Source organism: Staphylococcus cohnii species complex 1663 (assembly GCF_041008415.1).
GTDB lineage: Bacteria > Bacillota > Bacilli > Staphylococcales > Staphylococcaceae > Staphylococcus > Staphylococcus ureilyticus.
Genome location: NZ_JBFDVL010000003.1, coordinates 192,752 through 216,903, shown reverse-complemented (window position 1 = coordinate 216,903; position 24,152 = coordinate 192,752). Strand labels below are relative to the sequence as shown.

Annotated in this window: 21 protein-coding genes; 15 read left to right on the top strand and 6 right to left on the bottom strand. The window is 32.4% G+C overall.

Features of this window, described 5'->3' with window-relative positions; translation table 11 throughout:
• Window positions 1-42: 42 nt before the first annotated feature.
• From galU to AB1J10_RS04805, 9 genes are all read left to right on the top strand, one after another.
• Complete coding sequence (gene galU, locus AB1J10_RS04845) at window positions 43-915, top strand: UTP--glucose-1-phosphate uridylyltransferase GalU (RefSeq protein ID WP_070039032.1); 873 nt, start codon at window positions 43-45, stop codon at window positions 913-915.
• A gap of 75 nt (window positions 916-990) precedes the next feature.
• Window positions 991-1,470: a Cys-tRNA(Pro) deacylase gene (gene ybaK, locus AB1J10_RS04840; protein WP_064209536.1), complete on the top strand. Its 480-nt coding sequence runs from the start codon at window positions 991-993 to the stop codon at window positions 1,468-1,470.
• Window positions 1,471-2,265: 795 nt separating this feature from the next.
• Window positions 2,266-3,024 (top strand): DeoR/GlpR family DNA-binding transcription regulator, encoded by a 759-nt coding sequence (locus AB1J10_RS04835; protein ID WP_046207377.1) that lies wholly within the window; start codon window positions 2,266-2,268, stop codon window positions 3,022-3,024.
• Window positions 3,021-3,944 carry a 1-phosphofructokinase gene (gene pfkB / locus AB1J10_RS04830; RefSeq protein WP_070039034.1) on the top strand — a complete coding sequence of 308 codons (924 nt, stop codon included), beginning with the start codon at window positions 3,021-3,023 and terminating at the stop codon, window positions 3,942-3,944. The genes AB1J10_RS04835 and pfkB overlap by 4 nt, the downstream gene beginning before the upstream one ends.
• Before the next feature lies 1 nt (window position 3,945).
• On the top strand, window positions 3,946-5,883 hold the full coding sequence (locus tag AB1J10_RS04825; RefSeq protein WP_070039036.1) for a PTS fructose transporter subunit IIABC: 1,938 nt from the start codon (window positions 3,946-3,948) through the stop codon (window positions 5,881-5,883).
• A 170-nt stretch (window positions 5,884-6,053) separates the two neighbouring features.
• The gene (nagA, locus tag AB1J10_RS04820) at window positions 6,054-7,214 is read left to right on the top strand and encodes an N-acetylglucosamine-6-phosphate deacetylase (protein WP_070039039.1); all 1,161 of its coding nucleotides are present in this window, start codon (window positions 6,054-6,056) and stop codon (window positions 7,212-7,214) included.
• Window positions 7,215-7,512: 298 nt separating this feature from the next.
• Window positions 7,513-8,865, top strand: a complete 1,353-nt coding sequence (locus AB1J10_RS04815) for a hemolysin family protein (protein WP_046207381.1) — start codon at window positions 7,513-7,515, stop codon at window positions 8,863-8,865.
• A 255-nt stretch (window positions 8,866-9,120) separates the two neighbouring features.
• Window positions 9,121-9,960 carry an aldo/keto reductase gene (locus AB1J10_RS04810; RefSeq protein WP_046207382.1) on the top strand — a complete coding sequence of 280 codons (840 nt, stop codon included), beginning with the start codon at window positions 9,121-9,123 and terminating at the stop codon, window positions 9,958-9,960.
• A gap of 524 nt (window positions 9,961-10,484) precedes the next feature.
• Entirely contained in the window at window positions 10,485-11,585 is a 1,101-nt protein-coding gene (locus AB1J10_RS04805) for a glycosyltransferase family 2 protein (protein ID WP_070039044.1), read from the top strand.
• Window positions 11,586-12,124: 539 nt separating this feature from the next.
• Here the strand turns inward: AB1J10_RS04805 and AB1J10_RS04800 are convergent.
• From AB1J10_RS04800 to queC, 5 genes are all read right to left on the bottom strand, one after another.
• Window positions 12,125-12,379 (bottom strand): GlsB/YeaQ/YmgE family stress response membrane protein, encoded by a 255-nt coding sequence (locus AB1J10_RS04800; RefSeq protein ID WP_070039046.1) that lies wholly within the window; start codon window positions 12,377-12,379, stop codon window positions 12,125-12,127.
• 63 nt (window positions 12,380-12,442) lie between these two features.
• Window positions 12,443-13,036, bottom strand: a complete 594-nt coding sequence (locus tag AB1J10_RS04795; RefSeq protein ID WP_070039048.1) for a hypothetical protein — start codon at window positions 13,034-13,036, stop codon at window positions 12,443-12,445.
• 242 nt (window positions 13,037-13,278) lie between these two features.
• Window positions 13,279-13,995: a 7-carboxy-7-deazaguanine synthase QueE gene (queE, locus tag AB1J10_RS04790; RefSeq protein WP_070039050.1), complete on the bottom strand. Its 717-nt coding sequence runs from the start codon at window positions 13,993-13,995 to the stop codon at window positions 13,279-13,281.
• On the bottom strand, window positions 13,988-14,413 hold the full coding sequence (gene queD, locus AB1J10_RS04785) for a 6-carboxytetrahydropterin synthase QueD (protein ID WP_070039052.1): 426 nt from the start codon (window positions 14,411-14,413) through the stop codon (window positions 13,988-13,990). The genes queE and queD overlap by 8 nt, the downstream gene beginning before the upstream one ends.
• 1 nt (window position 14,414) lies before the next feature.
• Complete coding sequence (gene queC, locus AB1J10_RS04780) at window positions 14,415-15,086, bottom strand: 7-cyano-7-deazaguanine synthase QueC (RefSeq protein WP_046207388.1); 672 nt, start codon at window positions 15,084-15,086, stop codon at window positions 14,415-14,417.
• A gap of 250 nt (window positions 15,087-15,336) precedes the next feature.
• Here queC and AB1J10_RS04775 point away from each other — a divergent pair, with 250 nt between their 5' ends.
• The 6 genes from AB1J10_RS04775 to ltaS all read left to right on the top strand — a co-directional run bounded on the left by AB1J10_RS04775 (window position 15,337) and on the right by ltaS (window position 22,808).
• Window positions 15,337-15,930 carry an anthranilate synthase component II gene (locus tag AB1J10_RS04775; RefSeq protein WP_046207389.1) on the top strand — a complete coding sequence of 198 codons (594 nt, stop codon included), beginning with the start codon at window positions 15,337-15,339 and terminating at the stop codon, window positions 15,928-15,930.
• A complete protein-coding gene (locus tag AB1J10_RS04770) occupies window positions 15,914-17,053 on the top strand; it encodes a chorismate-binding protein (protein ID WP_070039062.1) in 1,140 nt (379 codons plus the stop codon). The genes AB1J10_RS04775 and AB1J10_RS04770 overlap by 17 nt, the downstream gene beginning before the upstream one ends.
• A complete protein-coding gene (locus tag AB1J10_RS04765) occupies window positions 17,053-17,661 on the top strand; it encodes an aminotransferase class IV (RefSeq protein WP_046207391.1) in 609 nt (202 codons plus the stop codon). Before AB1J10_RS04770 ends, AB1J10_RS04765 begins: the two co-directional genes overlap by 1 nt.
• 423 nt (window positions 17,662-18,084) lie before the next feature.
• Window positions 18,085-18,792: an allophanate hydrolase subunit 1 gene (locus AB1J10_RS04760; protein WP_046207392.1), complete on the top strand. Its 708-nt coding sequence runs from the start codon at window positions 18,085-18,087 to the stop codon at window positions 18,790-18,792.
• Window positions 18,780-19,784 (top strand): biotin-dependent carboxyltransferase family protein, encoded by a 1,005-nt coding sequence (locus AB1J10_RS04755; protein WP_046207393.1) that lies wholly within the window; start codon window positions 18,780-18,782, stop codon window positions 19,782-19,784. Before AB1J10_RS04760 ends, AB1J10_RS04755 begins: the two co-directional genes overlap by 13 nt.
• A 1,083-nt stretch (window positions 19,785-20,867) precedes the next feature.
• Window positions 20,868-22,808, top strand: coding sequence for a polyglycerol-phosphate lipoteichoic acid synthase LtaS (gene ltaS / locus AB1J10_RS04750; protein WP_046207394.1), 1,941 nt, complete (start codon window positions 20,868-20,870; stop codon window positions 22,806-22,808).
• Window positions 22,809-23,329: 521 nt separating this feature from the next.
• Here ltaS and AB1J10_RS04745 read toward each other — a convergent pair.
• Window positions 23,330-24,148 (bottom strand): ZIP family metal transporter, encoded by an 819-nt coding sequence (locus AB1J10_RS04745; RefSeq protein ID WP_046207395.1) that lies wholly within the window; start codon window positions 24,146-24,148, stop codon window positions 23,330-23,332.
• Window positions 24,149-24,152 lie beyond the last annotated feature (4 nt).

The window sequence follows — 24,152 nt, the reverse complement described above, 5'->3', positions numbered from 1 at the left end:
TGATGAATATTAAATTATTAAAAATTGAAAAGGATGAATGTTTTGAAAAAAATAAAAAAAGCAATTATACCTGCAGCAGGATTAGGTACAAGATTTCTTCCGGCAACAAAAGCTATGCCAAAAGAAATGCTACCAATTTTAGATAAACCAACGATTCAATACATTGTTGAGGAAGCGGCTCGTGCTGGTATTGAAGACATTATAATTGTGACTGGTAAACATAAACGAGCAATTGAAGATCATTTTGATAATCAAAAAGAATTAGAAATGATTTTAGAAGAAAAAGGAAAAACTGATTTATTAGAAAAAGTGAATTACTCTACCGAACTTGCTAATATTTTTTATGTAAGACAAAAAGAACAGAAAGGCTTAGGACATGCGATTTATTCAGCGCGTCAATTTATTGGGGATGAACCTTTTGCCGTATTATTAGGTGATGATATTGTTGAATCTACACAGCCAGCCATCAAACAATTGATGAATACATATGAAGAAACTGGTAAATCCGTAATCGGTGTTCAAGAAGTGGATGAAAACGATACGCATCGTTACGGTATTATTGACCCATTAAGTAAAAGGGGACGTCAATATGAAGTGAATCAATTTGTAGAAAAACCAAAACAAGGAACTGCACCTTCAAATCTAGCAATTATGGGGCGTTATGTGTTAACACCTGATATTTTTGAATATTTAGCAAATCAAGGTAAAGGTGCTGGTGGGGAGATTCAACTGACAGACGCAATTGAAAGAATGAATAAGGAAAGCCAAGTCTATGCCTATGATTTTGAAGGTGAGCGTTATGATGTTGGTGAAAAATTAGGTTTCGTTAAAACTACAATCGAATTCGCTTTAAAAGACCAAGAAATGAAAGTGGCGTTAACGCAATTTATTAAGCAACTTAATCTGGATGAATGATTTGTGATCAAGTTATTTTATAGATAGAAAATATTTTGATATACATGAAACATTTTAATCATATGAGGTATCGAAATGAAGCAAAAGAAAACGAATGCTATGCGAATGTTAGATCGTCAAAAGATAAACTATAGTGTCAATATTTATGAAATTTCAGATGAACATATAGATGGTACTGAAGTAGCAAATAAAGTAGGCATAGAGGATAAGTATGTTTATAAAACACTTGTTTTAGAAAATAGTGATCATCATCATTTTGTGTTTATTATTCCGGTAAGTAACACATTAGATATGAAAGCGGCGGCACATGCGGTAAATGAAAAGAAACTGCAATTAATGCCTTTAGATGATCTTAAAAAAGTAACAGGCTATATAAGAGGTGGTTGTTCACCGATTGGCATGAAAAAGCAATTTGAAACCGTTGTTGATGAGCAAGCAACAAGTATAGATTCACTTTATATTAGTGGCGGAGAGCGCGGGATACAGATTGAAATGGCAGTAGATGATTTGGTTGAAGTCACCAATGCAAAAGTGATGCACGTCACTCATCATTAACAACGCAAAAATAAATAAAATCACGAAATAGGCATGATTCCATTTCGTGATTATTTAGCAGGCAATAAGTAATTAAATATTTTTTGTAATTTTATAAAATTGAGTGTATTAATGATTTGAATCTTTATTCGAATTTTGCACTCTTTTTTTTATGCGTTTTTTAAATTGACGTTCTACAATCATTAAAAACGTAAGGCTCAATGTAAAAAATGTGAGAGCCATCGTTAGAACAAACATAGATTCTATTGGGAGTAACAGTAATATAAGTAGTACGATAAAGTTACTAATATATGCATATGTATAGAGTAAAATCATGGTCATTCGTATATATTTGTCGGATGTTTGACTAATAAATTGTAACAGGTTAAACGCCATTTGAAAAAACAACAAAATATATATTATCAAAGTTTGAAAAAACACAAAATCAGTTTTGAATTTTTCACTTATGTATATATTGAGCATCATTAAAATAGCAAAGATAATTGCGGTACTAATTCTGATTCGTCTTTCCCATTTTACTATAGATGATTTTTGCATAACTTCACGGCACTCCTCGTAAGAAATATATGGAATAAAAAAGATTGTATTATACATTGTGCATTATAACGTAATGAGATGTATTATCAAGATACTCAAAATGGTTATTAATACATAGTTATGGAGCATAATTATTTATAAAAGGGTCAATCATCAAATTTTATTAGCTTTATATGATTGTTTTTGATTGTTTTTGACAATAAATGATTGAAAAAAGAAAGCGCAACCATTATAATGAAAATGAAATGAGGTGAAGGGATGATTACAGAAAAGCGCCAGGAGCTCATATTGACTGAATTGTCAAAAAAAGATTTTTTAACCTTGCAAGAATTAATAGATCGAACTGGATGTAGTGCTTCTACAATTCGCCGAGATTTATCCAAATTACAAAAAATTGGGAAGTTGAAAAGAGTACACGGTGGGGCAATGCTTAATGAATCATCTATTTTAGAACCTAATTTGGCAGATAAACGCGGTACAAATTTAAAGGAAAAACAAGAAATTGCTCGATTAGCAGCACTAGAAATAGAAGACAATGAATGTATTTTTATAGATGCTGGTTCAACTACACTTGAGATGATTCCTTATATTGATGCACAAAATATCATTGTAGTAACAAGTGGTTTGACGCATGTCGAAGAGTTAATTAAACATGGTATACGTACATTTATTTTAGGTGGAGAAATTAAATCGACAACATATGCGACAGTAGGTGCTAGCGCACTTGAAACGTTGAAAAGCTATCGTTTTGATAAAGTATTCCTTGGTATGAACGGTATTGATTTAAAATATGGTTTAACTACACCAGACGAGCAAGAAGCAATTATTAAAAAACACGCGATATATTTAGGTTCGAAAGCGTATGTTTTAGCTGATCATGATAAATACGACAAGGTGTATTTTGCACATGTGCCTGTCGAAACACAAGTTAGCATTGTTACTTCTAAAAAAGTAAAAGAGAGTGACATATTTAAGCAATATACTGAACATTATACATTTATTGGAGGTACACGATGATTTATACGGTAACTTTTAATCCCTCTATTGATTACATCATGTTTGCTGATGATTTTGAATTAAATGGATTAAACAGAGCGACAGAAACTTTTAAATTTGCTGGAGGTAAGGGTATCAATGTTTCAAGGGTATTGAAAACATTGAATGTCCCTTCAACAGCCTTAGGATTTGCAGGTGGATTTCCAGGTCAATTTATAGATGACACTTTAAAAAAAGCAGGTATTCAAACTGATTTTATAGAGATAGATGAAGATACGCGGATTAATGTAAAACTGAAAACTGGTGATGAAACAGAAATAAATGCACCAGGTCCAAATATTTCTCAAACACAATTTGAAAATCTACTCAGACAACTTAAACAAACTTCAAAAAAAGATATAGTAGTCGTGGCAGGAAGTATACCGAAAAGCGTCCCTAAAGATGCTTATGAACAAATTGCAAAAATCATAAAACAAACAGGTGCTCGATTAGTCGTAGATGCTGAAAAAGATTTAGTGGAATCCGTATTAAAACACAACCCACTATTTATTAAACCGAACAAACATGAATTAGAAGTGATGTTTGATACATCAATCAATTCTGACGAAGATGTTATCCATTACGCACAAGAAATTATGAAACAAGGAGCATCATCTGTAATTGTGTCACTTGGTGGTGAGGGCGCAATTTATGTTGATCATAAACATAGTTTGAAAGCGTCAGTACCTCATGGTCAAGTTGTCAATACAGTTGGTTCCGGTGATAGCACTGTGGCAGGAATGATAGCTGGTCTTGAAACAGGATTGACGATTGAAAACGCGTTTAAACAAGCGGTTTCTGCGGGGACAGCGACTGCTTTTAACGATGATTTAGCCTCATACAAAGCCATTGAAGATATTAAAGAACATGTGACAATTACGACGCTAAAAGGGAGTGAATGAGATGAGAATTACAGAGTTATTAACTCAAGAGACAATAGCTATGGATCTTTCATCAACTGATAAGAATGGTGTCATAGATGAATTAGTGAATCAACTAGATAAAGCAAACAAATTAAATGAGGTATCAGTTTTTAAAGAAGCTATTTATAATCGTGAAGCGCAAAGTACCACAGGTATTGGAGAAGGTATTGCGATACCACATGCTAAAGTAGCTGCGGTAGATACGCCTGCTATCGCCTTTGGTAAATCTAAAGCAGGTGTGGATTATCAAAGTTTAGATATGCAACCGGCACATCTGTTCTTTATGATTGCTGCTCCAGAAGGTGGCGCACAAACACATTTAGATGCATTAGCAAAACTATCAGGTATTTTAATGGATGATAAAGTGCGAGAAGATTTACTAAATGCAACGTCTCCACAAGAAGTGTTACAAATCATTGATATAGCTGATGATGAAGCTACAGAAGAAGTAGAAGAAGAAACCGAAAGTTCTGTCTCTTCAGCTGACACAAATGAACCCTATATATTAGCGGTTACTGCTTGTCCAACGGGCATAGCACATACTTATATGGCTCGCGATGCTTTGAAAAAACAAGCTGAAAAAATGGGCGTTAAAATAAAAGTAGAAACAAATGGATCTGGTGGTATAAAGAATCATCTCACAAATGAAGATATCGAACGTGCAACTGGCGTTATTGTAGCGGCAGATGTGCATGTTGAAACAGCGCGTTTTAATGGTAAGAATGTTGTTGAAGTACCAGTAGCTGACGGAATTAAACGCCCAGAAGAATTAATAAATATGGCACAAGATACTTCTCGTAAACCGTTTGTAGCGAGTGCTGATTCAAGTAAAGCACAATCAGAAAGTAATGAAAAACAAGGTGTCGGTAAGACAATTTATAAACATTTGATGAACGGTGTTTCTAATATGCTACCACTTGTTATAGCTGGTGGTATTTTAATGGCTATTGTGTTCTTGTTTGGTGCAAACTCATTTGATCCAAAAAGTTCAGATTACAATGCGTTCGCAGAACAATTGTGGAATATAGGTAACAAGAGCGCCTTTATGCTAATTATACCTATACTTGCTGGTTATATTGCACGCAGTATTGCAGACAAACCAGGTTTTGCTGCTGGTTTGGTTGGTGGTTTGTTAGCTAGTACAGGTGATTCTGGCTTTATCGGCGGCATTCTTGCAGGTTTCTTAGCAGGTTATTTAACATTAGGCATCAAAAAATTAACAAATGGTATGCCACAATCTCTAGAAGGTTTAAAACCAACTTTAATTTTCCCGGTATTCTCTGTTTCTATAACAGGTTTACTGATGATTTATGTTTTAAATCCTCCAGCATCTTGGTTAAATAATTTATTGCTGAATGGATTACAAAGTTTATCAGGTACTAACATTATGCTATTGGGTCTTGTTATTGGTGCGATGATGGCGATTGATATGGGAGGTCCATTTAATAAAGCAGCTTACGTATTCGCTGTAGCTGCATTGACAGAAGGTAATGCAGCACCAATTACAGCAGCGATGATTGGCGGTATGGTGCCACCGATTGCTATTGCCACAGCAATGTTACTGTTCCGTAAAAAATTCACAAAAGAACAAAAAGGTTCTATTGTTCCAAACTACGTGATGGGGCTATCCTTCATTACTGAAGGCGCAATTCCTTTTGCCGCAGCTGACCCTATTCGTGTAATCCCGTCTATGATGGTGGGTTCAGGTGTAGCAGGTGCAATTGCATTAGGCTTAGGGTCATCCATTCAAGCACCACATGGTGGTATTATTGTTATATTAGGAACAGACTTTAGTCACGTATTACAATCATTGATAGCAATCATTATCGGAGCTATCATAGCAGCAGTTATTTATGGTATGTTAAAACCAAAATTAACTAAAGATGAGATACAAAGTTCAGAAGCGATGAATGATTAAAATTATAGAGGTTCATAATGAAAACCAGAAGAAACTCATGATTGAGTGAAACTTCTGGTTTTTTTAATTATTTGCTTTTGAATATAATATAATCGTTGAATTTGGTAAAATAAAATATAAGTGATTTAAGAAAATTTTAACCTAAAATAATTGAAAAGAAGGTAATATAAATGGTTGAATATGTAATTGAAAATGGACGAATATATACTGAAACTGAAACCATTGATTGCGGTTATATCATCATTAAATCTGGTAAAATTGCTGGTTTAGGTGTAGGAACGTATGAAGGTGATTTACAAACGATCGATGCACAAGGGCATCATATTCTACCTGGTTTTATTGATATTCATATGCATGGTGGCTATGGGGAAGATGCGATGGATGCATCGATGACGGGCTTAAAACATTTATCAGAATCATTGCTATCTGAAGGCACAACGAGTTATTTAGCAACTACAATGACACAATCAGATGAAAATATAACAAAGGCACTTAAAAATATTGCTACATATCAAACACAACAAGATACGAAAAATACAGCTGAAATTGTGGGTATCCATTTAGAAGGTCCGTTTATTTCTGAGCATAAGGTAGGGGCACAAAATCCTGGTTATGTCCAACGACCTTCAGTAGAAAAATTAAAATACTTCCAAAATATAGCGAATAATCACATCAAAGTCGTCACATTTGCACCTGAAGTCGATGGTGCTAAAGAAACGTTGGCAACTTTTAAAGATCAAATTATATTTTCAATTGGACATACTGTTGCGACATTTGATGAGAGCAATGAAGCGGTGGAAAACGGTGCCAAACATGTTACGCATTTATATAATGCAGGTACCCCGTTTGAACATAGAGAACCAGGGCTATTCGGTGCTGCGTGGATTAATGAAAAATTAAACACTGAAGTTATCGTCGATGGGATTCATTCACATCCAGCTGCTGTAAATATTGCATATAAGCAAAAAGGCAATGAACATTTCTATTTAATTACAGATGCTATGAGAGCAAAAGGAATGCCGGATGGAGAATATGATTTAGGAGGTCAAAATGTCATCGTGAGAGGCTCAGAAGCACGTTTAGCTTCAGGAGCATTAGCGGGAAGTATTTTAAAAATGAATACTGGTTTGAATAATCTTATTAAATTTACAGGTGATACACTAGATAATCTATGGCGTGTTACGAGCTTAAATCAGGCCATTGCTTTGAATATTGACGATAAAAAAGGTAGCCTAAAAACAGGTAAAGATGCTGATATTGTCATTGTGAACGATGATATTGAAGTTCAGACAACAATTAAAAATGGTGAAATCCATCATTTTATAAAATAAGCATTATTTTAAAGTATATAAACATTTTCAGAACAAAAGATGTAAAATTTAGAAAGTTGACGTGAAGGTGATTTTGCGTTTAAATGGTACATTAGGTGAATATAAAATTTTAATTTGTATAAATTACTTTCGAAATAAGTATTGTGATAAAATAAAAGAAATGCGTATTTTTAGGGAGGTGTTACAATGGGAAGGATTTAGCATATAAAACAAACTTAAGCAATCAAATCATATTTTATAAGCAGTCACCTATTGTGACACAAAATTTGGAGGTGAATCCCTAGAAATAGGGAACTAATTGGAAACAGTGACCATAATAAATTTAGTAATATTCTTTTTTTTAATAGCATTAACTACAGTCTTCGTAGGCTCAGAATTTGCATTAGTAAAGGTACGTACTACTAGGATTGAACAACTTGCAACAGAAGGCAATGGTAGTGCACGTGTTGTTAAAAAAATGATTAAAAACCTAGACTATTACTTATCAGCATGTCAATTGGGTATTACAGTGACATCTTTAGGATTAGGTTGGTTAGGTGAACCAACATTTAACAAGTTGCTACACCCATTATTTGAATTAATCCATTTACCTGAAGCACTGACGACAACTATTTCATTTATCGTAGCATTTATCATTGTGACATATCTACATGTTGTTTTGGGTGAGTTAGCACCAAAAACACTTGCTATCCAATATACTGAAAAATTAGCATTGGTTTACGCTAGACCGCTATATTATTTCGGATTTGTAATGAAACCATTAATTTGGTTAATGAATGGTTCAGCAAGAATGATTATTCGTATGTTTGGTGTGGATCCTGATGCAAATAATGATGCCATGTCAGAAGAAGAAATAAAAATTATTATAAATAATAGTTATAATGGTGGAGAAATTAATCAAACAGAATTAGCATATATGCAAAATATTTTTTCATTTGATGAAAGACATGCCAAGGATATCATGGTACCGCGTACACAAATGGTTACATTAAATGAACCGTTTAATGTAGATGAACTATTAGAAACGATTAAGGAACATCAATTCACACGTTACCCAATTACAGAAGATGGCGATAAAGACCATGTTAAAGGGTTTATTAATGTAAAAGAATTTTTAACAGAGTATGCTTCTGGTAAACCGATGAAAGCAAGTAACTATATCCATGATTTACCAATGATTTCTGAAACAACTAGGATTAGTGATGCGCTTATTAGAATGCAGCGTGAACATGTTCACATTAGCTTGATTATCGATGAATATGGTGGTACTGCAGGTATTTTAACAATGGAAGATATCTTAGAAGAAATCGTCGGTGAAATTCGTGATGAGTTTGATGATGATGAAGTCAATGATGTTGTAAGACTAAGTGATAATAAATACCAAATTAACGGTAGAGTGTTATTAGATGATTTAAATGATCAATTTGGTATTGAATTTGAAGATTCTGAAGATATAGATACAATTGGTGGCTGGTTACAGGCACATAATACTAATTTACAACCCAATGATTATGTAGATACACAATATGATCGTTGGATTATATCAGAAGTGGATAATCATCAAATTATCAATGTTATCTTAGAATTTGAATATCATGAAACACGTCCAACTCCAGAAGAAGATGAAGACGAAGAAAGCAATGATAATTAAGCTATGAGTATGATGCACTAGCAATGTTGAAATTTTTAGCATAGTAATCATCATTTGCTGACAAGATATCAACATATGTTTTGCACCACTCGCATATTACTTGTATGATAAGATATAAGTAGGTATTGCAAAAACTGGGACATCATTGAATGTTCCAGTTTTTTTATAATTATCTTTATAGAAAAGCTAAATGCATAACGTGTTTTTATGTAAAATTGAAAATATATTGATATTAAAAATGAGGAGGATAAGTGTATGTTAGAAGATACATATTATTTAAATAATGGTTATCCTATGCCAAAAGTTGGTTTAGGTGTGTATAAAATCACTGATGAGGAAATGGAAAATGCTGTATCTAGCGCTTTAGATATTGGTTACCGTGCTTTTGATACAGCTTACTTTTATAAAAATGAAATTGCATTAGGCAATGCTTTAAAAAAATCTGATGTACCACGTTCTGAATTATTTATTACATCAAAGATATGGAATGATTATCAAGGATATGATAAAACAATTGAATTTTTTACAAAATCTATAGAGAATTTAGGTACTGATTATCTTGATTTATTTTTAATACATTGGCCATGTGAGGAAGATGGACTTTTTATTGAAACGTATAAAGCGATGGAAAAATTATATAGAGATGGTCGAATCCGTGCCATTGGGGTATGTAACTTTAAACAACATCATTTAGAAAAATTGATGGCAGAGACAGAAATTACGCCTGCTGTGAACCAAGTGGAGGTACACCCTTATTTCAATCAGCATGAGCTACAAGATTTTTGTGATAAGCATGATATTGCAGTGACAGCTTGGATGCCACTTATGAGAAACCAAGGTTTACTTGAACATCCTATCATTGTTGATATTGCCGAACGTTATAGTAAAACACCTGCACAAATCGTGTTGCGTTGGCATTTAGCACATAACCGTTTAATTATACCAAAGTCTAAAACACCTAAACGTATTAAAGAAAATTATGATATTTTTGATTTTAGTTTAGAATTAACGGATATTGCTGAGATTGATAATCTAAATCGAGATGCGCGCCAAGGTAAAGACCCTGATAAAGTGCGTATAGGCGATTTAAAGTAATGATCTAAAATAGCAAAATTTAGCTTTGTTTATAAAAATTTGAAGTGAAAGATAGCTAAAAATGGAGAAGTAGTTGCAAATCAAGGTTTATTTTTTAGTAGTTTCTTCAAAAAAGGTGAACGTTAAATATTTTAAATAACGTAGGATAGAGCATGGTGTTCATGACACTTGTTTCTCTATCCTACTTTTTTAATTTTACGAATATATGTTTTATTTCCTTTTCTGACAAATAGTTGATAAACTAAATGGACAATGTTACAACTTTTTACAAAAAAGATATTGAACAATATTTATATGTATATATGCTCTACATTATCATAAAAATTTAAAAACTAAATTTTATTGTTTCTTAATGACACGAATCATTGGTATTATCTATTTCAAAATTTTTTAAAAGAGTGTAAGTTTTATAATTGATTATTAAGGAAATATAAAAATTGTGTAAATCTAAATGAAAAGAATGGCGAAATAACTGTAAATATTGGTAAAGTAAAATTGAAGTAATTGAAATGAAGGTGTTTATTATGCATATAAGAGTTATAGTGCCATGTTATAACGAAGGTGAAGTAATATTAAAAACATATCACAAGTTAACTGAAATATTAGATGAAGATAGTCTTAACCGTCACTATAACTATGATTTGCTATTTGTAGATGATGGTAGTCAAGATAAAACGATTAATTATATTCAAGAAATGGCAGCACAGGATGAACATGTAAAATATATTTCATTTAGTAGGAATTTTGGTAAGGAATCAGCAATGATTGCCGGTTTCCAACACAGTGTGGAATGTGATGCTGTTGTGATGATTGATGCTGATTTACAGCACCCGCCAGAGCTTATACCACAGATGATAGATAGTTATTTGGATGGCTATGATCAAGTCGTCGCAAAACGAGATAGAACAGGTGAAAAACGTTCAAGAAAATTTTTAACGCAATGCTATTACAAAGTGATTAATCATTTTGTCGAGGATATTAAACTAGAAGACGGTGTTGGAGATTTTAGATTGCTTAGTCAACGCGCGTTACACTCATTAACATCGTTAAATGAATATAATCGTTTTTCAAAAGGATTATATGAATGGATTGGCTATAATACTAAAGTTTTTACTTATGAAAATGTTGAAAGAGAAGAAGGTACATCGAAATGGTCATTTGGTAAATTATTGAACTATGGTATAGATGGCTTGATCTCATTTAATAATAAACCATTACGCGCTATGATTTATTTAGGACTGATTGTATTTTTTGTGAGTCTACTTTATATTATATTTAGTTTTGGAAATATTATGATTAATGGTGTGAAAACACCAGGGTACTTTTCAACAATTGCAGCTATTTTATTACTTGGAGGTATCCAACTGATTTCAATCGGTATTGTAGGCGAATATATCGGTAGGATATATTATGAAGTAAAACAGCGACCAAAATATATTGTTCAAGTATCTAATTTAAAGCAGGTAGACAAAACGAAAGGGTTGGACTCTGAATTAGAAATGTCTGAATATCCAGAAGAAGAGAAAGAACAAAATAAAAACAGTATAAATAGAGAAGAACATTTTTATGTACCATCTCATAAGGTTAAAACTGCAAAGAATAAAACACTTGTTAAACATAGATAATCACTGCCCTCAGGTTATGCTAAAAGCGTAGTCTGGGGGTTTCGTTTATTAAAAAATTGAGTTTAATTGTGCATGGTTGTCCGAGGAGGTGATTTGAGCCTGTGTCTTTCGGCATATCAATCTAAAGCATTATCACATTACAAAATTGTATAAGAGCCAAATTAGTTAAATACTCTTAAAAGCAAAAATAAAAATGTTATAGTCAAAGAAATTTTGATACAGAAGTAATGTTTAGTTTTATAAAGGTTGTTTTAGATTTTAGGTTATTGTTGAGCCCGTACACACAAAGTTAAAATAACAACTAAAGGTGATACGAATGACATTTTAAAAAAGATAGATCATAAACCCTCATGATAATAACACTTTAAAAAACAAAAAACGTCAATTTCTAAAGTATTTCAATAGAAATTGACGCTTATTTTTGGTTGAGATTTTAGTATTTCTGAGTGCTTTCGCTATTTAGTCATCTTCTGACGATATAGAAACTATGACATTAAGTTTCAGGAATTTCTTTTAAAACTAAAAAATTAACAAACCATTTATTTTTTACGTAATTTTCCCAATATAAATGATGCAAGGGCAATAAGAATAATTGTTCCAATTAGTGCAGGGAAGATAGCGATACCGCCTAAATGCCAACCCCAATCACCTAATATCCATGAACCTAGTGCAGAACCTACGATACCAGCAATGATATTTCCTAAAATACCTCCAGGGATATCTTTACCGACGATACCACCGGCAATCCAGCCGATTAAACCGCCGACAATTAACATAATAATAAATCCAAACATAAGTATACCTCCTTTTTAAATATCATAATCAATTATTACATACCACAAAATATAATTTGCTAATCATTTTTTTGAAAAAAATATATTCTGCCATAATAAAAAAAGTAAGAATAATAAATGTACAATTATAAAGGCATACCAATAAGGTGTTAATAAAGGCATGATTGTAAAAGATAATACAATAATAATTTGGCCAATCACTACTGGTTTGCGAATACGATTCAAGATTTTAATTTGTTCTTTTTCATGTGTTTGGAATGTACTATAGAACAATAAAGTTGCACCTATGAGAAAAATAGCTGGAGCTAAATATGGAATGGACATATAGTAAGAATCTTTACTTGTATCGTATGAAAGGATTAAAGATGTACTCATGATAATCGTTAAAATAAAACCAATAAATTTTTGATCAGTTATGACATATGTTTTTGTTTTTTTATTGAGATACAATTGCAACAATGTCCAAATAATTAAATGGGTGCAAGTATAAAATGTTATGTAATCGTATTTACCAACAAGGACTAAATTAATGATACTATTAATGGTTATTGATAAAAGTATAGAGCTAAACTTAAGTTGTTTGAAATTCTGACGATATAAATCAATACCGAGTATGATTGCTACCGTAGCTATATTTATGATTATATTTATTAGCATGTTGCTCTCCTAACCTAGATACTTCACTGCAACATTATATCAATTAAGTTAGATTTAATCATTTAATAACAGTTGATGTTTTAAAAAATTATAAGTCATTATCTGACATATTGTAAAATTGTTATTATTTTAAATAATTATATTTACAGTGACAATCATTGCTATGTTTTATGTACAAAGTAAAAACCGGTTTATTGTATAGACAAAGAGCATTATACAACGAACCGGTTCATTGACTCAATTTAAACACCTTTTTTATTACTCCAAAGTAAAGTATGTAATTGAGGTAATACATATACATTATTCATATCGCTACTATCCATGACACGATTCACAAGGGCTTCATATAATGAAAGTAACTTTTCTGTGTGAGATTCAACATATTCTCCGTCTAGGTATGGATTACCAACTTGTAAATAAAATGGCACGTTAGGATATCTATGATGAATCATTTTGGCAAATTCAAAGTCCTCATCATTGAAAATAACTACTTTAAGATTGAGTGTTTCTGGCTTACATTTAGCAATAACATCATCTAAAATAGGTAAATTTGGTTTCATCATTGAGCTAGGTGGTTTTGGACTAATTGTTAAATCATCAATTTGTGTCATCCATGGTTGGAATTTACTGCCTTGTGTTTCTAGGGCGCTTTGTATGCCTTTGTCTTCGAATAAATCGACTAATGTTTGAATGCCTTTTATTAAAGCTGGATTGCCTCCTGAAATTGTTACGTGATTAAATGATTCACCTGCAATGTCATATAATTGCGCATAAATTTCTCTAGCATCCATCATACGTATTTCTTCTTTTGCACTGCCATCCCATGTAAAACTAGAGTCACACCAACTGCAACGGTAATCACATCCGGCTGTACGTACAAACATGGTTTTGCGGCCGATGACACGACCTTCACCTTGTATCGTTGGACCAAAAATTTCAAGCACAGGTATTTTACTCATGGTTTGGCTCCTTTGGTCGATATATGACATAACTTGTTGGTGTTTCTCTGACGTAAACTTGCAAGCATTGTGGTGTGTTTGGCCTTTGGTTTAATGAAGACTGAACCATCTCATATATTGTTTGTGCCACAATTTCAGTTGAAGGACTTTTACCCTCAAATTGAGGTAACTCATTTAATAATTGATGGTCAAATTGACCGTGTACGAGTTGTTTCAATTCACTAAAATTCACTAAAAACCCATTATGGTCTACGGTATCTCCACCGATTGTTAAGTTGACAAAGTAAGTATGTCCATGCGTACGCATGCATTTTCCAGCGTCTTCACTTGGAATATAATGTGCGGCTGAAAAATTAAAATCCTTATTAAGTTCAAATTGGTAATTGTGGTTAACACTAGGGTAATTTTGTTGGAACATATTAATTCGCTCCTTTTTCTTCTAGATAAGCATTAAGACCGCGTGCGCGTAGTTTACAGGCAGGACATTCGCCACATCCTTCGCCAATAATCCCGTTATAACAAGTTAACGTTCGCTTTCGAACGTATTCTAATACACCGAGTTCATCGCTTAAAGCCCACGTTTGTTTTTTATCCAGCCACATTAACGGCGTGTGAATAACGAAATCTTTATCCATAGAGAGGGAAAGTGTAACGTTCATTGACTTAATAAAGCTATCTCGACAATCAGGGTAGCCAGAAAAGTCTGTTTCACATACACCCGTGATAATATGTTTAGTATTTGTCTGATATGCTAGGGCGCCAGCAAAAGATAAGAACAGCAAGTTACGTGCAGGCACAAACGTGTTTGGCATACCACTATCTCCTTCATTTATATCCATATCATGTTGTGTCAATGCGTTAGGAGTGAGTTGAGATAATAGGGACATGTCAAGTATATGGTGCTCGACTGCTTGTTCTTGAGCGATTTGTTTGGCAACCTGAATTTCTGTATCGTGCCTTTGTCCATATTCAAAAGTTACTAAGACAACTTCATCAAAATGTTTTTTTGCCCAAAATAAACAGGTTGTACTATCTTGGCCACCGCTAAATACTACGATGGCTTTATTATTGTTTAATGGCTGTTGTGTCATTATAGTTTACACTCCTTAAAATATCGTGCTAGCTTTGCCATATAAAACTGATGACGCCATAAAAAAACGCCTATCTCTATAAAAAGATAGACGTCGTTCAAGTGTCTAGTTTTTTATAGAGGGTGTCAGCTAGAAACCTCTGTTACATTTATACCGTGACTAGAATAATACATTTAAGCTGTAAAATCAAGTTGAGATTTGGGATAATAACTATATTAGAATAATATATAACTACAAATGAGGTGATTCAATGTTACTTGTAATCGATAATAAAGACTCATTTACGTATAATATCGTGGACTATCTCAAACAATGTTATACAGGGACAATCAAAGTGGTTGATGTGGATGAGATTGATATAGACAAGCTCATCGATATGAAACCATTGGCGATTATCATATCGCCAGGACCAGGAACGCCGTCAGATTATCCGATTTTAAATGAAGTCATCACACAATTTATGAATAATGTACCAATTTTAGGGGTATGCTTGGGATTCCAACAAATTATTACTTATTTTGGGGGACGTATTGTAAAGAATCATAAGCCTATCCATGGCCATACAACTTCAATTACCCACACGGGCAAAGGTATTTTCAAAGATTTACCAAAATCATTTAATGTAATGCGTTATCATTCATTAATGGCAGACATACATACATTTCCTGTTGAGCTAAATGTCACAGCAACCAATGATAAAGGAATAATTATGGCCTGTGAGCACCGAGAATGTGCTATTTATGGTGTCCAATATCATCCTGAATCGTTTTTGAGTGAATATGGTATCGAACAAATTAAATTATTTATTGAAAGTGTGGAGGCGCATCATGCAAGTAAAATTTAATTACCAATATTATATAAATGAAACACAAACCGAAACGTATCAATATCTATTTAAAGAATGTTTGAGTAAAAAAATAGCATATCAAATGCAGGACGTTGGAGCAGTCATTCGATTTGCTGAATTACATCAAAGTAAAGGTAAATATGTGGCTTTATACTTACCATATGAAGCGGCAAGTTATTTTAATAATCAGTTATCAACGATAACGCCTAAAGGTATATTTGTGTATGCTGCTGCATATGTATTTGAATCAGTACACGATGACTTAAATGAACAAGCTTTGGCATATCAGCGTAAATATAATTTTAAATTTCAATATAGACATGCGCGCATGATTGATCATATTAAACAAGTGCAAAAAGCGATTGTAGAAGGTAATACATACCAAGTTAATTATACAACCAGATTGAGTGATGACGTAAAAGGGCCGATTTCTGAACTTTATCATGTACTTCAGGGCGGAAATCATGGTCATTATTCTGCTCTGATTGATACAAAAGAAGTTCAAATAGCATCATTATCCCCAGAGCTATTTTTTCAATTTGGCCCATTTAAAAATCAATCCAATATTGTATTAAGTAAGCCGATGAAAGGAACAATAGCCAGAGGAGAAACAGAATTAGAAGATAAGGCACATTTTGAAAAACTTAGAAACTCTACCAAAGATAGAGCAGAAAATGTCATGATTGTTGATTTATTACGGAATGATATAAGTAGAGTAGCCAACACTGGCACAGTTAAAGTATATCAACCGTTTCGTATTGAAAGGTATCAAACGGTATATCAAATGACATCTATGGTTACTGGGCAGTTAGCAAACCATGTGAGTTTAGCGCAAGTATTAGAAGCTATTTTCCCTTGTGGTTCAATTACCGGCGCGCCGAAAGTAAACACAATGAAATATATTAAACAATTAGAGCAAACACCAAGAAATGGCTATTGCGGAACTATTGGTTTATTGTTACCTGATGGGAAAGCTATTTTCAATGTACCTATTCGTACGATTCAATATATTAATGGGAAAGCTGTATACGGGGTTGGTGCAGGTATTACCATTGATTCCAACCCAGAATCTGAAGTGCAAGAATTCATCGATAAGACTAAAATTTTGGAGAGATTATAATGCAGTTATTTGAAACATTACGATTAGACTCAGGCAAATTTTTAAGGTTGAGATATCATTTTGACAGGATAAAACATTCAGCAAATCAATTTCAAATGACATTCGATGATGATCAATGGCATGAAACGATTTCTGAAATTAAAAACCATTATTTTACAGGGACGTATAGAGTAAAAATTATTTTATATCCCAATGGCATTTTTAAATATGAAGTTGCTGAATTACCTCAAAAAGATAGCTTTACAGCAAAAATTGTACCATTAACCCAAATTCAAGATAAACGCATACTTACGAATAAAACGACAAATAGAGATCATTTAGCACATAATCATGAAACTGACCTCATTTTACTTTATGACGAATCAGGAAAAATATTAGAATTTGATATTGGAAATATTATGATCAAAGAAGGAGATCATTATTATACGCCAGTATTTAATGATGATTTTTTAAAAGGATGTAAGAGACAAGAATTAATAGATGAAGGTGAATTAATAGAAAAAGATTATAGTTTGGCAACATTTAAGCAAAAGTTAAGGCAAAATCAAATTCAAGTTTTTCTGATAAATAGTTTAAGAGAGGTTGCCGATGTTGCAATAAATCTATAGAATATAGAAAGTATAAGAAAAATATAAATTTTAATTCTAATAATTGTGATAAAACGTTATTGCGATAGTGTTTGATATCCATAATTGAATGTATCAAATATGCTACACATAGATATAGTTTAACTGTAAGTTATGAAGTAAGTTAAACAAAGTTATATGCGTCTTAAAAATCTAATGTCAGCAAGCGAGGCAAAATAATGATATGGATTTGGATTTTATTAATTATTACGCTAATCGGCCTTACAAAATGGTATGTAACCTATTTAATGAATCACCATAAATATTATATTACTAAGTTAGTCATCACTATTTCATGTGCTATTCAATTTATATTTATCTATGGTTTAGTTAAAGAATTAATACGCTACTTAATACAAATATTAAATGTATTTTATCGATAGACACAATAGATGAGGTGAATTTATGAAGATATATAGTCAAGGTGACCAAGCAATTGTGGTTTCTATAGAAAAGGAAGTTTCCAAAGATTTAACTGATGATTTACTCGCATTAAAAACATATCTTATTAATAAAAATTATCCTTTTATTACAGAAATTGTACCAACAGAGTCGGATATGATGATTTGTTATGATGCTAGAGATATGATTAAACATCACAATATAAAATCACCTTTTTTATATATGAAAGCACTTTTGCAATCTGTTCAATTAGAGATAAAACATGTAGAAGAAACACCCTCACCCATTCAAATACCTGTAGTATATGGTGGAGACTTTGGACCAGATTTAGCATCCTTGCTAAAATATTATAAAATGGATTTCGACAAATTTGTAAAATTACATACAAATTCGAATTTTTTCGTATCAATGATGGGCTATTCTCCAGGATTTCCGTATTTAACAGGGATGGATAAACGCTTGTTTGTCAATCACACAGGTGGCAAAAAAGCATTTATTCCTGCAGGATCAGTGATTATAGAAGGTAAGAAAACTGGTATTACTACAATTGATACTTATGGTGATTGGCTAGTGATAGGCTACACACCAGTAGAATTATTTAATCCACATCAAACAGATTTTACAACTTTAAAATTAGGGGATAATGTGCAATTTCAAGCTGTGTCAGAGGATGCATTGGATTTAGGAGGATTTAAACCATGTCAATCATAATAGAAAATGAAGGATTGTTCTCAAGTTTTCAAGATTTTGGGCGTATCGGTTATGAGCACAATGGTGTAATCCCTAGTGGTGCTTTAGATCCATTATCACATGAAATTGCAAATCGATTAGTAGCCAACGATAAACATGAAGCTACTTTAGAAATGACCAATAGAATGGCAAGTATTCGTTTTACTGAACCTACTTTAATTGCATTAAGTGGTGGCAGTTTTAAAGCTAAAACTGCTAATTTAAAAGTTTTACCCAATAAACTTTATTTAATGGAAAAAGGTGATGTACTCGAGTTTACAGAAACTTCACGGACATCAAGAGTCTATTTAGCCGTTGGTGGAGGATTCGAGCTAGATGAATGGTTGGGTTCTACTTCAACTGATTTTATGTCTAAACTTGGTGGTTTTCATGGGCGCAAACTAGAAAAAGGTGACGAAATCAATATGAAACGTGATTATACAGAACGTCACCATAAACTTTTTGAAAATCTTGAACATACACATCAGACTGACTGGGGTATAGATGGCTATGCGCTTTCTTTTAATTATATGTCAGATGTATTTCATGTCATTAAAAATAAAGGAACAGAAGATTTTAATCAAAATGCTTTAAATCGTTTTACTTACGGGGAATATAAAGTGACAAGTAAAGCGAATAGGGTAGGTATGTATGTCGAAGGCCAACCTGTTAAAGCATTTTATGAAGATATGCCCGCACATCAATCTGTACAAATAGGAACAATTCAAGTTAAGAGAGATGGTACGCCAATTATTTTGTTAAATGATCATTACACGTTAGGGAGCTATCCACAAATAGGGACAATTGCCAGTTACCATTTAACTAAGTTAGGTCAAAAACATCCTGGTACTAAATTGAAATTTCAATTTATAGATGTTGAAACTGCAGAAAAGAACTTAATAAAATATACTAATTGGTTAAATCAACTGTTTCATGGTATCGAGTATAGAATGCAATTAGAAATGTTAAAATAATGTACACGATTAGAGAATGAAGTGTATGTGTGTATAGCAAAATGTTACGAGCATTAGCATTTAAAATTAATAATCAGTTAATCTATAAAACATTATTATATTAAGACGCTTTTGAGCTAAAGAATCTTAGAACAAATAAAAGTGTCTTGGACGAGTAAAAAAAAGGCAATTTCTATTGAAATATTATAGAAATTGTCTTTTTCAATATTGTTTTATTTATAGTTAGCTCATTGAGTTATTACTTGAGTTTCTATAGATTTATATCTCAAGCTGCTTTTTTATGTTGGATGATTTTTATAATATGTCTGTTGCTTTTGACAAATACTTAAGTAAAATATAGTTCTAAATTAATGTATACAATACATGGTCAATGATTATTCGAAAAGCGTTCAGCTATAGCAATTATTTCGTAGATTTACTTTTGGTCTTTCGTATTTATTATCAACAGCATGAATGTCGGATATGATAAGATTTAGTAATTACTTAAGTCATTCTGTATAATTTAACCTTTATTTAAATAGGTCCAAGGCCTGATTAATTTATTAAATAGAACAAGTATAATTATAAAGGAAATTTAAATTTTAACCTTATTTTAATCGCGTATTCATAATAGGTTAATGATACCTTCATAAAACGGTTAAATCAGCTTTTTAAATTAAAAAAAGTGTGTTTTTACTTGATATTAGTCAAGAATTGCTTTATATTTATTAATTGAACTATAATCGTTTTATTACAATGATATTACAGAGTGAACGCAGTGTAAAAACGATGTAAAACATAACAAAACGCATTAACATAATTTACATTACAACAAATATAATTTTTCACAAAAGAACAAATAAAATTCATTGAAAATAAAAAATTGCTACTTTATAAAAATAAATTAGTGACATAAGAAAAAAAGATGTGTTTTAAAAGAAAATACAGGAGTTACCGTGTTTTTTAACTTAAATTTTAACTTTCGCAAATAACGATAAAGATGTTGGTAGAAATTATCACTTACGCGCTAACAACGGGTACAAAGCATTTAATCTAGCTAGGTATTAGCACAAACTTTTATTAATTTATATCGGGGGAACAGACATGAGTCTACACAAAAAGAAACTAACTCTTTTTGCGTTTTTTATTTTAACTGTTATAACAGTTACTGCTAAAACGTATTTTTCATACTATGTTGACTTTTCTTTAGGTGTTAAAGGGTTAGTTCAAAATTTAATTTTATTAATGAATCCATATAGCTTAATTGCATTAGTATTGAGTATTTTCTTATTCTTCAAAGGTAAGAAAGCATTTTGGTTTATCTTTATAGGTGGTTTTATTTTAACCTTCTTATTATACGCAAATGTTGTATATTTCAGATTCTTCTCTGATTTCTTGACTTTTAGTACATTAAATCAAGTAGGAAATGTTGAATCAATGGGTGGCGCTGTATCAGCTTCATTTAAATGGTATGACTTTGTTTACTTTATCGATACAATCATTTATTTATTTGTATTAATCTTCAAACAAAAATGGTTAGATAAGCGTGTGTTTAGCAAGAAGTTTGTTCCAGTAATCATGGCAGCGTCTGTTGCATTGTTCTTCTTAAACCTAGCTTTTGCAGAATCTGATCGTCCAGAATTATTAACGCGTACATTCGATCATAAATATTTAGTGAAATACTTAGGTCCATATAACTTCACAGTTTATGATGGTGTAAAAACGATTCAAAATAATCAACAAAAAGCGTTAGCAAATGAAGATGATTTGACAAAAGTTTTAAATTATACGAAACAAAAACAAACACAACCAAACCCAGAATATTTCGGTGCAGCAAAGAAAAAAAATGTGATTAAAATACACTTAGAAAGTTTCCAAACTTTCTTGATAAACAAAAAAGTAAATGGCGAGGAAGTTACACCATTCTTAAATAAACTTTCTTCTGGTAATGAAGATTTTAGATATTATCCGAACTTCTTCCACCAGACAGGACAAGGTAAAACTTCAGACTCAGAATTCACTATGGATAACAGTTTATATGGTTTACCACAAGGTTCGGCATTCTCACTTAAAGGGGATAACACGTACCAATCATTGCCAGCTATTATGCATCAACAACAAGGATACACATCTAGCGTAATGCACGGTGATTATAAAACGTTCTGGAACCGTGACCAAGTATACAAACATTTTGGTGTAGATAAGTTTTATGATGCAACATATTTTGATATGTCAGAAGAAAACCAAGAGAACTTAGGTCTGAAAGATAAAGAATTCTTTGATGAATCAGCTGATTATTTAGCGAAGGAAAAAGAACCTTTCTATAGTCACTTAATAACGCTAACAAACCATTATCCATTTACATTATCTCCAGAAGATGCATCAATTGATAAACCAAATACTGGTGATTCAACAGTTGACGGTTATGTTCAGACAGCGAGATATTTAGACGAATCGTTAGAACAGTTTGTAAATGAATTGAAGAAAAAAGGTATCTATGATGATTCCGTTATTATGATTTATGGTGACCATTATGGTATTTCTGAAAACCATAATAAAGCGATGGAAAAATTATTAGGTGAAGACATTACACCAGCTAAGTTTACAGATTTAAACCGAACAGGCTTCTGGTTGAAAATACCTGGTAAAGAAGGTACTGTTGATAAAACTTATGCTGGACAAGCAGATGTAATGCCAACATTACTACATTTAATGGGTATTGATACTAAAAATTATCTCATGATGGGTACAGACTTATTGTCAAAAGATCATAATGACACAGTACCGTTTAGAAATGGTGACTTTGTAACGAAAGATTACAAATATGTAAATGGTAGAATATATGATAATAAAAATAATGAGCCAGTTACAGAAAAACCAAGCGATTTTGATAAACGCAAACAACAAGCTGAAAAAGACTTGCAAATGAGTGATGACGTCCTAAATGGTGATTTATTGAGATTTTATGATAACCCTGACTTTGATAAAGTGAAACCATCAAACTATAAATATGAAACAGGTCCACAAGGACAAGAGAAAAAATAATTAATACTTTAGCCCTAATCCATTATTTAAAATGGATTAGGGCTTTTATATATATGTAAGTGTATTGAATGGTATTTTATGATGCGCATGATGATTGTATTGAATTATTTAATATGAATGAACTTTAAGCAGGATAGGATAGCAGATTAGTACATATCCAGAGCAAACATGCACATTATAAAAAAGAATGCTAAAAAGGCTAGAACATAAATCCCCATTCTCAAAATAAGATTGTTTGAGACATTTAGTTCTTGGACAAATGTGACGTATTTTGGCGAGACGCTTGAGTGAATAGGAGAAGCTGAAGACTACAGGCTGAAGCTGTTCCCCTAAGAAAGTGAATCACCAATATGAAGTATTGAAAAAATAGAAGCACTCAGATGAATTGAATTAAATCATCTGAGTGCTATTTTTCTTGTATTTACTCCAAAATCTTTGTTTTGAACTTGAGACGATTGTCTCGGCTTCATCATTTTTTTATTTAAAAAATGGATTCAAGTTATTTCTTTTTCTTTTACCTTTTATCCAAGTGCAACGTCTAAAATCATCATGATAGTAAAACCTAGCATTAAACTTAATGTTGCTAAATCAGTATTATTACTAGCTTGAGAGTCTGGTATAAGTTCTTCTACAACTACAAATATCATCGCTCCAGCGGCAAAGGCGAGTGCGTATGGTAACATAGGTGTAATGAACAGTACTGCAGCAGCACCTATAGTAGCAAATATGGGCTCAACAATTGCAGATGCTTGACCATAGTTAAAAGCTTTCCATCTTGAAGCCCCAGCTGCTCTGATAGGCATAGAAAGCGCAGCACCTTCGGGAATATTTTGAATCCCGATACCAATTGCCAAACCAAGTGCGCCTAAGAAAGTGGCTTGTCCATTACCGGCTACTACACCACCAAATGCTACACCAATAGAAAGCCCCTCTGGTATGTTATGGAGTGTAATAGCCAATACAAGTAATGTATTTTTATTGAGTTTTTTTGTTCCTACACCTTCTTGGTATTGGTTAGTGTCTTGGGTGTTTGGGTGAATGTGTGGGATAATTAAATCTAACGCGCGTATAAAAAAACCGCCCAATAAAAAACCTATTGCTGCTGGTAACCATGCAATAGATGAACCTGAACCATAATCAATAGATGGTTGTAATAGAGACCAGAAACTGGCAGCAATCATTATGCCTGCAGCAAAACCTTGCATTGAGTTCAGTATTTTATCATTAACTCTTTTAAATATAAAAACTGCAGCAGCCCCTAATGCAGTCAACAACCAAGTGATGATACCGGCGATGAGTGCTTGGATAAAAGGAGGTAAGTCTTGAAAAAAATCTGACATAAGC

Coding starts and splice junctions, on each gene's coding strand:
- AB1J10_RS04755 (WP_046207393.1), top strand. CDS start 18,780: ATGTCAATCATAATAGAAAATGAAGGATTGTTCTCAAGTTTTCAAGAT.
- AB1J10_RS04775 (WP_046207389.1), top strand. CDS start 15,337: ATGTTACTTGTAATCGATAATAAAGACTCATTTACGTATAATATCGTG.
- AB1J10_RS04825 (WP_070039036.1), top strand. CDS start 3,946: ATGAGAATTACAGAGTTATTAACTCAAGAGACAATAGCTATGGATCTT.
- AB1J10_RS04810 (WP_046207382.1), top strand. CDS start 9,121: ATGTTAGAAGATACATATTATTTAAATAATGGTTATCCTATGCCAAAA.
- AB1J10_RS04800 (WP_070039046.1), bottom strand. CDS start 12,379: ATGTTTGGATTTATTATTATGTTAATTGTCGGCGGTTTAATCGGCTGG.
- queE (WP_070039050.1), bottom strand. CDS start 13,995: ATGAGTAAAATACCTGTGCTTGAAATTTTTGGTCCAACGATACAAGGT.
- AB1J10_RS04805 (WP_070039044.1), top strand. CDS start 10,485: ATGCATATAAGAGTTATAGTGCCATGTTATAACGAAGGTGAAGTAATA.
- AB1J10_RS04835 (WP_046207377.1), top strand. CDS start 2,266: ATGATTACAGAAAAGCGCCAGGAGCTCATATTGACTGAATTGTCAAAA.
- ybaK (WP_064209536.1), top strand. CDS start 991: ATGAAGCAAAAGAAAACGAATGCTATGCGAATGTTAGATCGTCAAAAG.
- queD (WP_070039052.1), bottom strand. CDS start 14,413: ATGTTCCAACAAAATTACCCTAGTGTTAACCACAATTACCAATTTGAA.
- AB1J10_RS04765 (WP_046207391.1), top strand. CDS start 17,053: ATGCAGTTATTTGAAACATTACGATTAGACTCAGGCAAATTTTTAAGG.
- pfkB (WP_070039034.1), top strand. CDS start 3,021: ATGATTTATACGGTAACTTTTAATCCCTCTATTGATTACATCATGTTT.
- AB1J10_RS04745 (WP_046207395.1), bottom strand. CDS start 24,148: ATGTCAGATTTTTTTCAAGACTTACCTCCTTTTATCCAAGCACTCATC.
- queC (WP_046207388.1), bottom strand. CDS start 15,086: ATGACACAACAGCCATTAAACAATAATAAAGCCATCGTAGTATTTAGC.
- AB1J10_RS04770 (WP_070039062.1), top strand. CDS start 15,914: ATGCAAGTAAAATTTAATTACCAATATTATATAAATGAAACACAAACC.
- nagA (WP_070039039.1), top strand. CDS start 6,054: ATGGTTGAATATGTAATTGAAAATGGACGAATATATACTGAAACTGAA.
- ltaS (WP_046207394.1), top strand. CDS start 20,868: ATGAGTCTACACAAAAAGAAACTAACTCTTTTTGCGTTTTTTATTTTA.
- AB1J10_RS04760 (WP_046207392.1), top strand. CDS start 18,085: ATGAAGATATATAGTCAAGGTGACCAAGCAATTGTGGTTTCTATAGAA.
- AB1J10_RS04795 (WP_070039048.1), bottom strand. CDS start 13,036: ATGCTAATAAATATAATCATAAATATAGCTACGGTAGCAATCATACTC.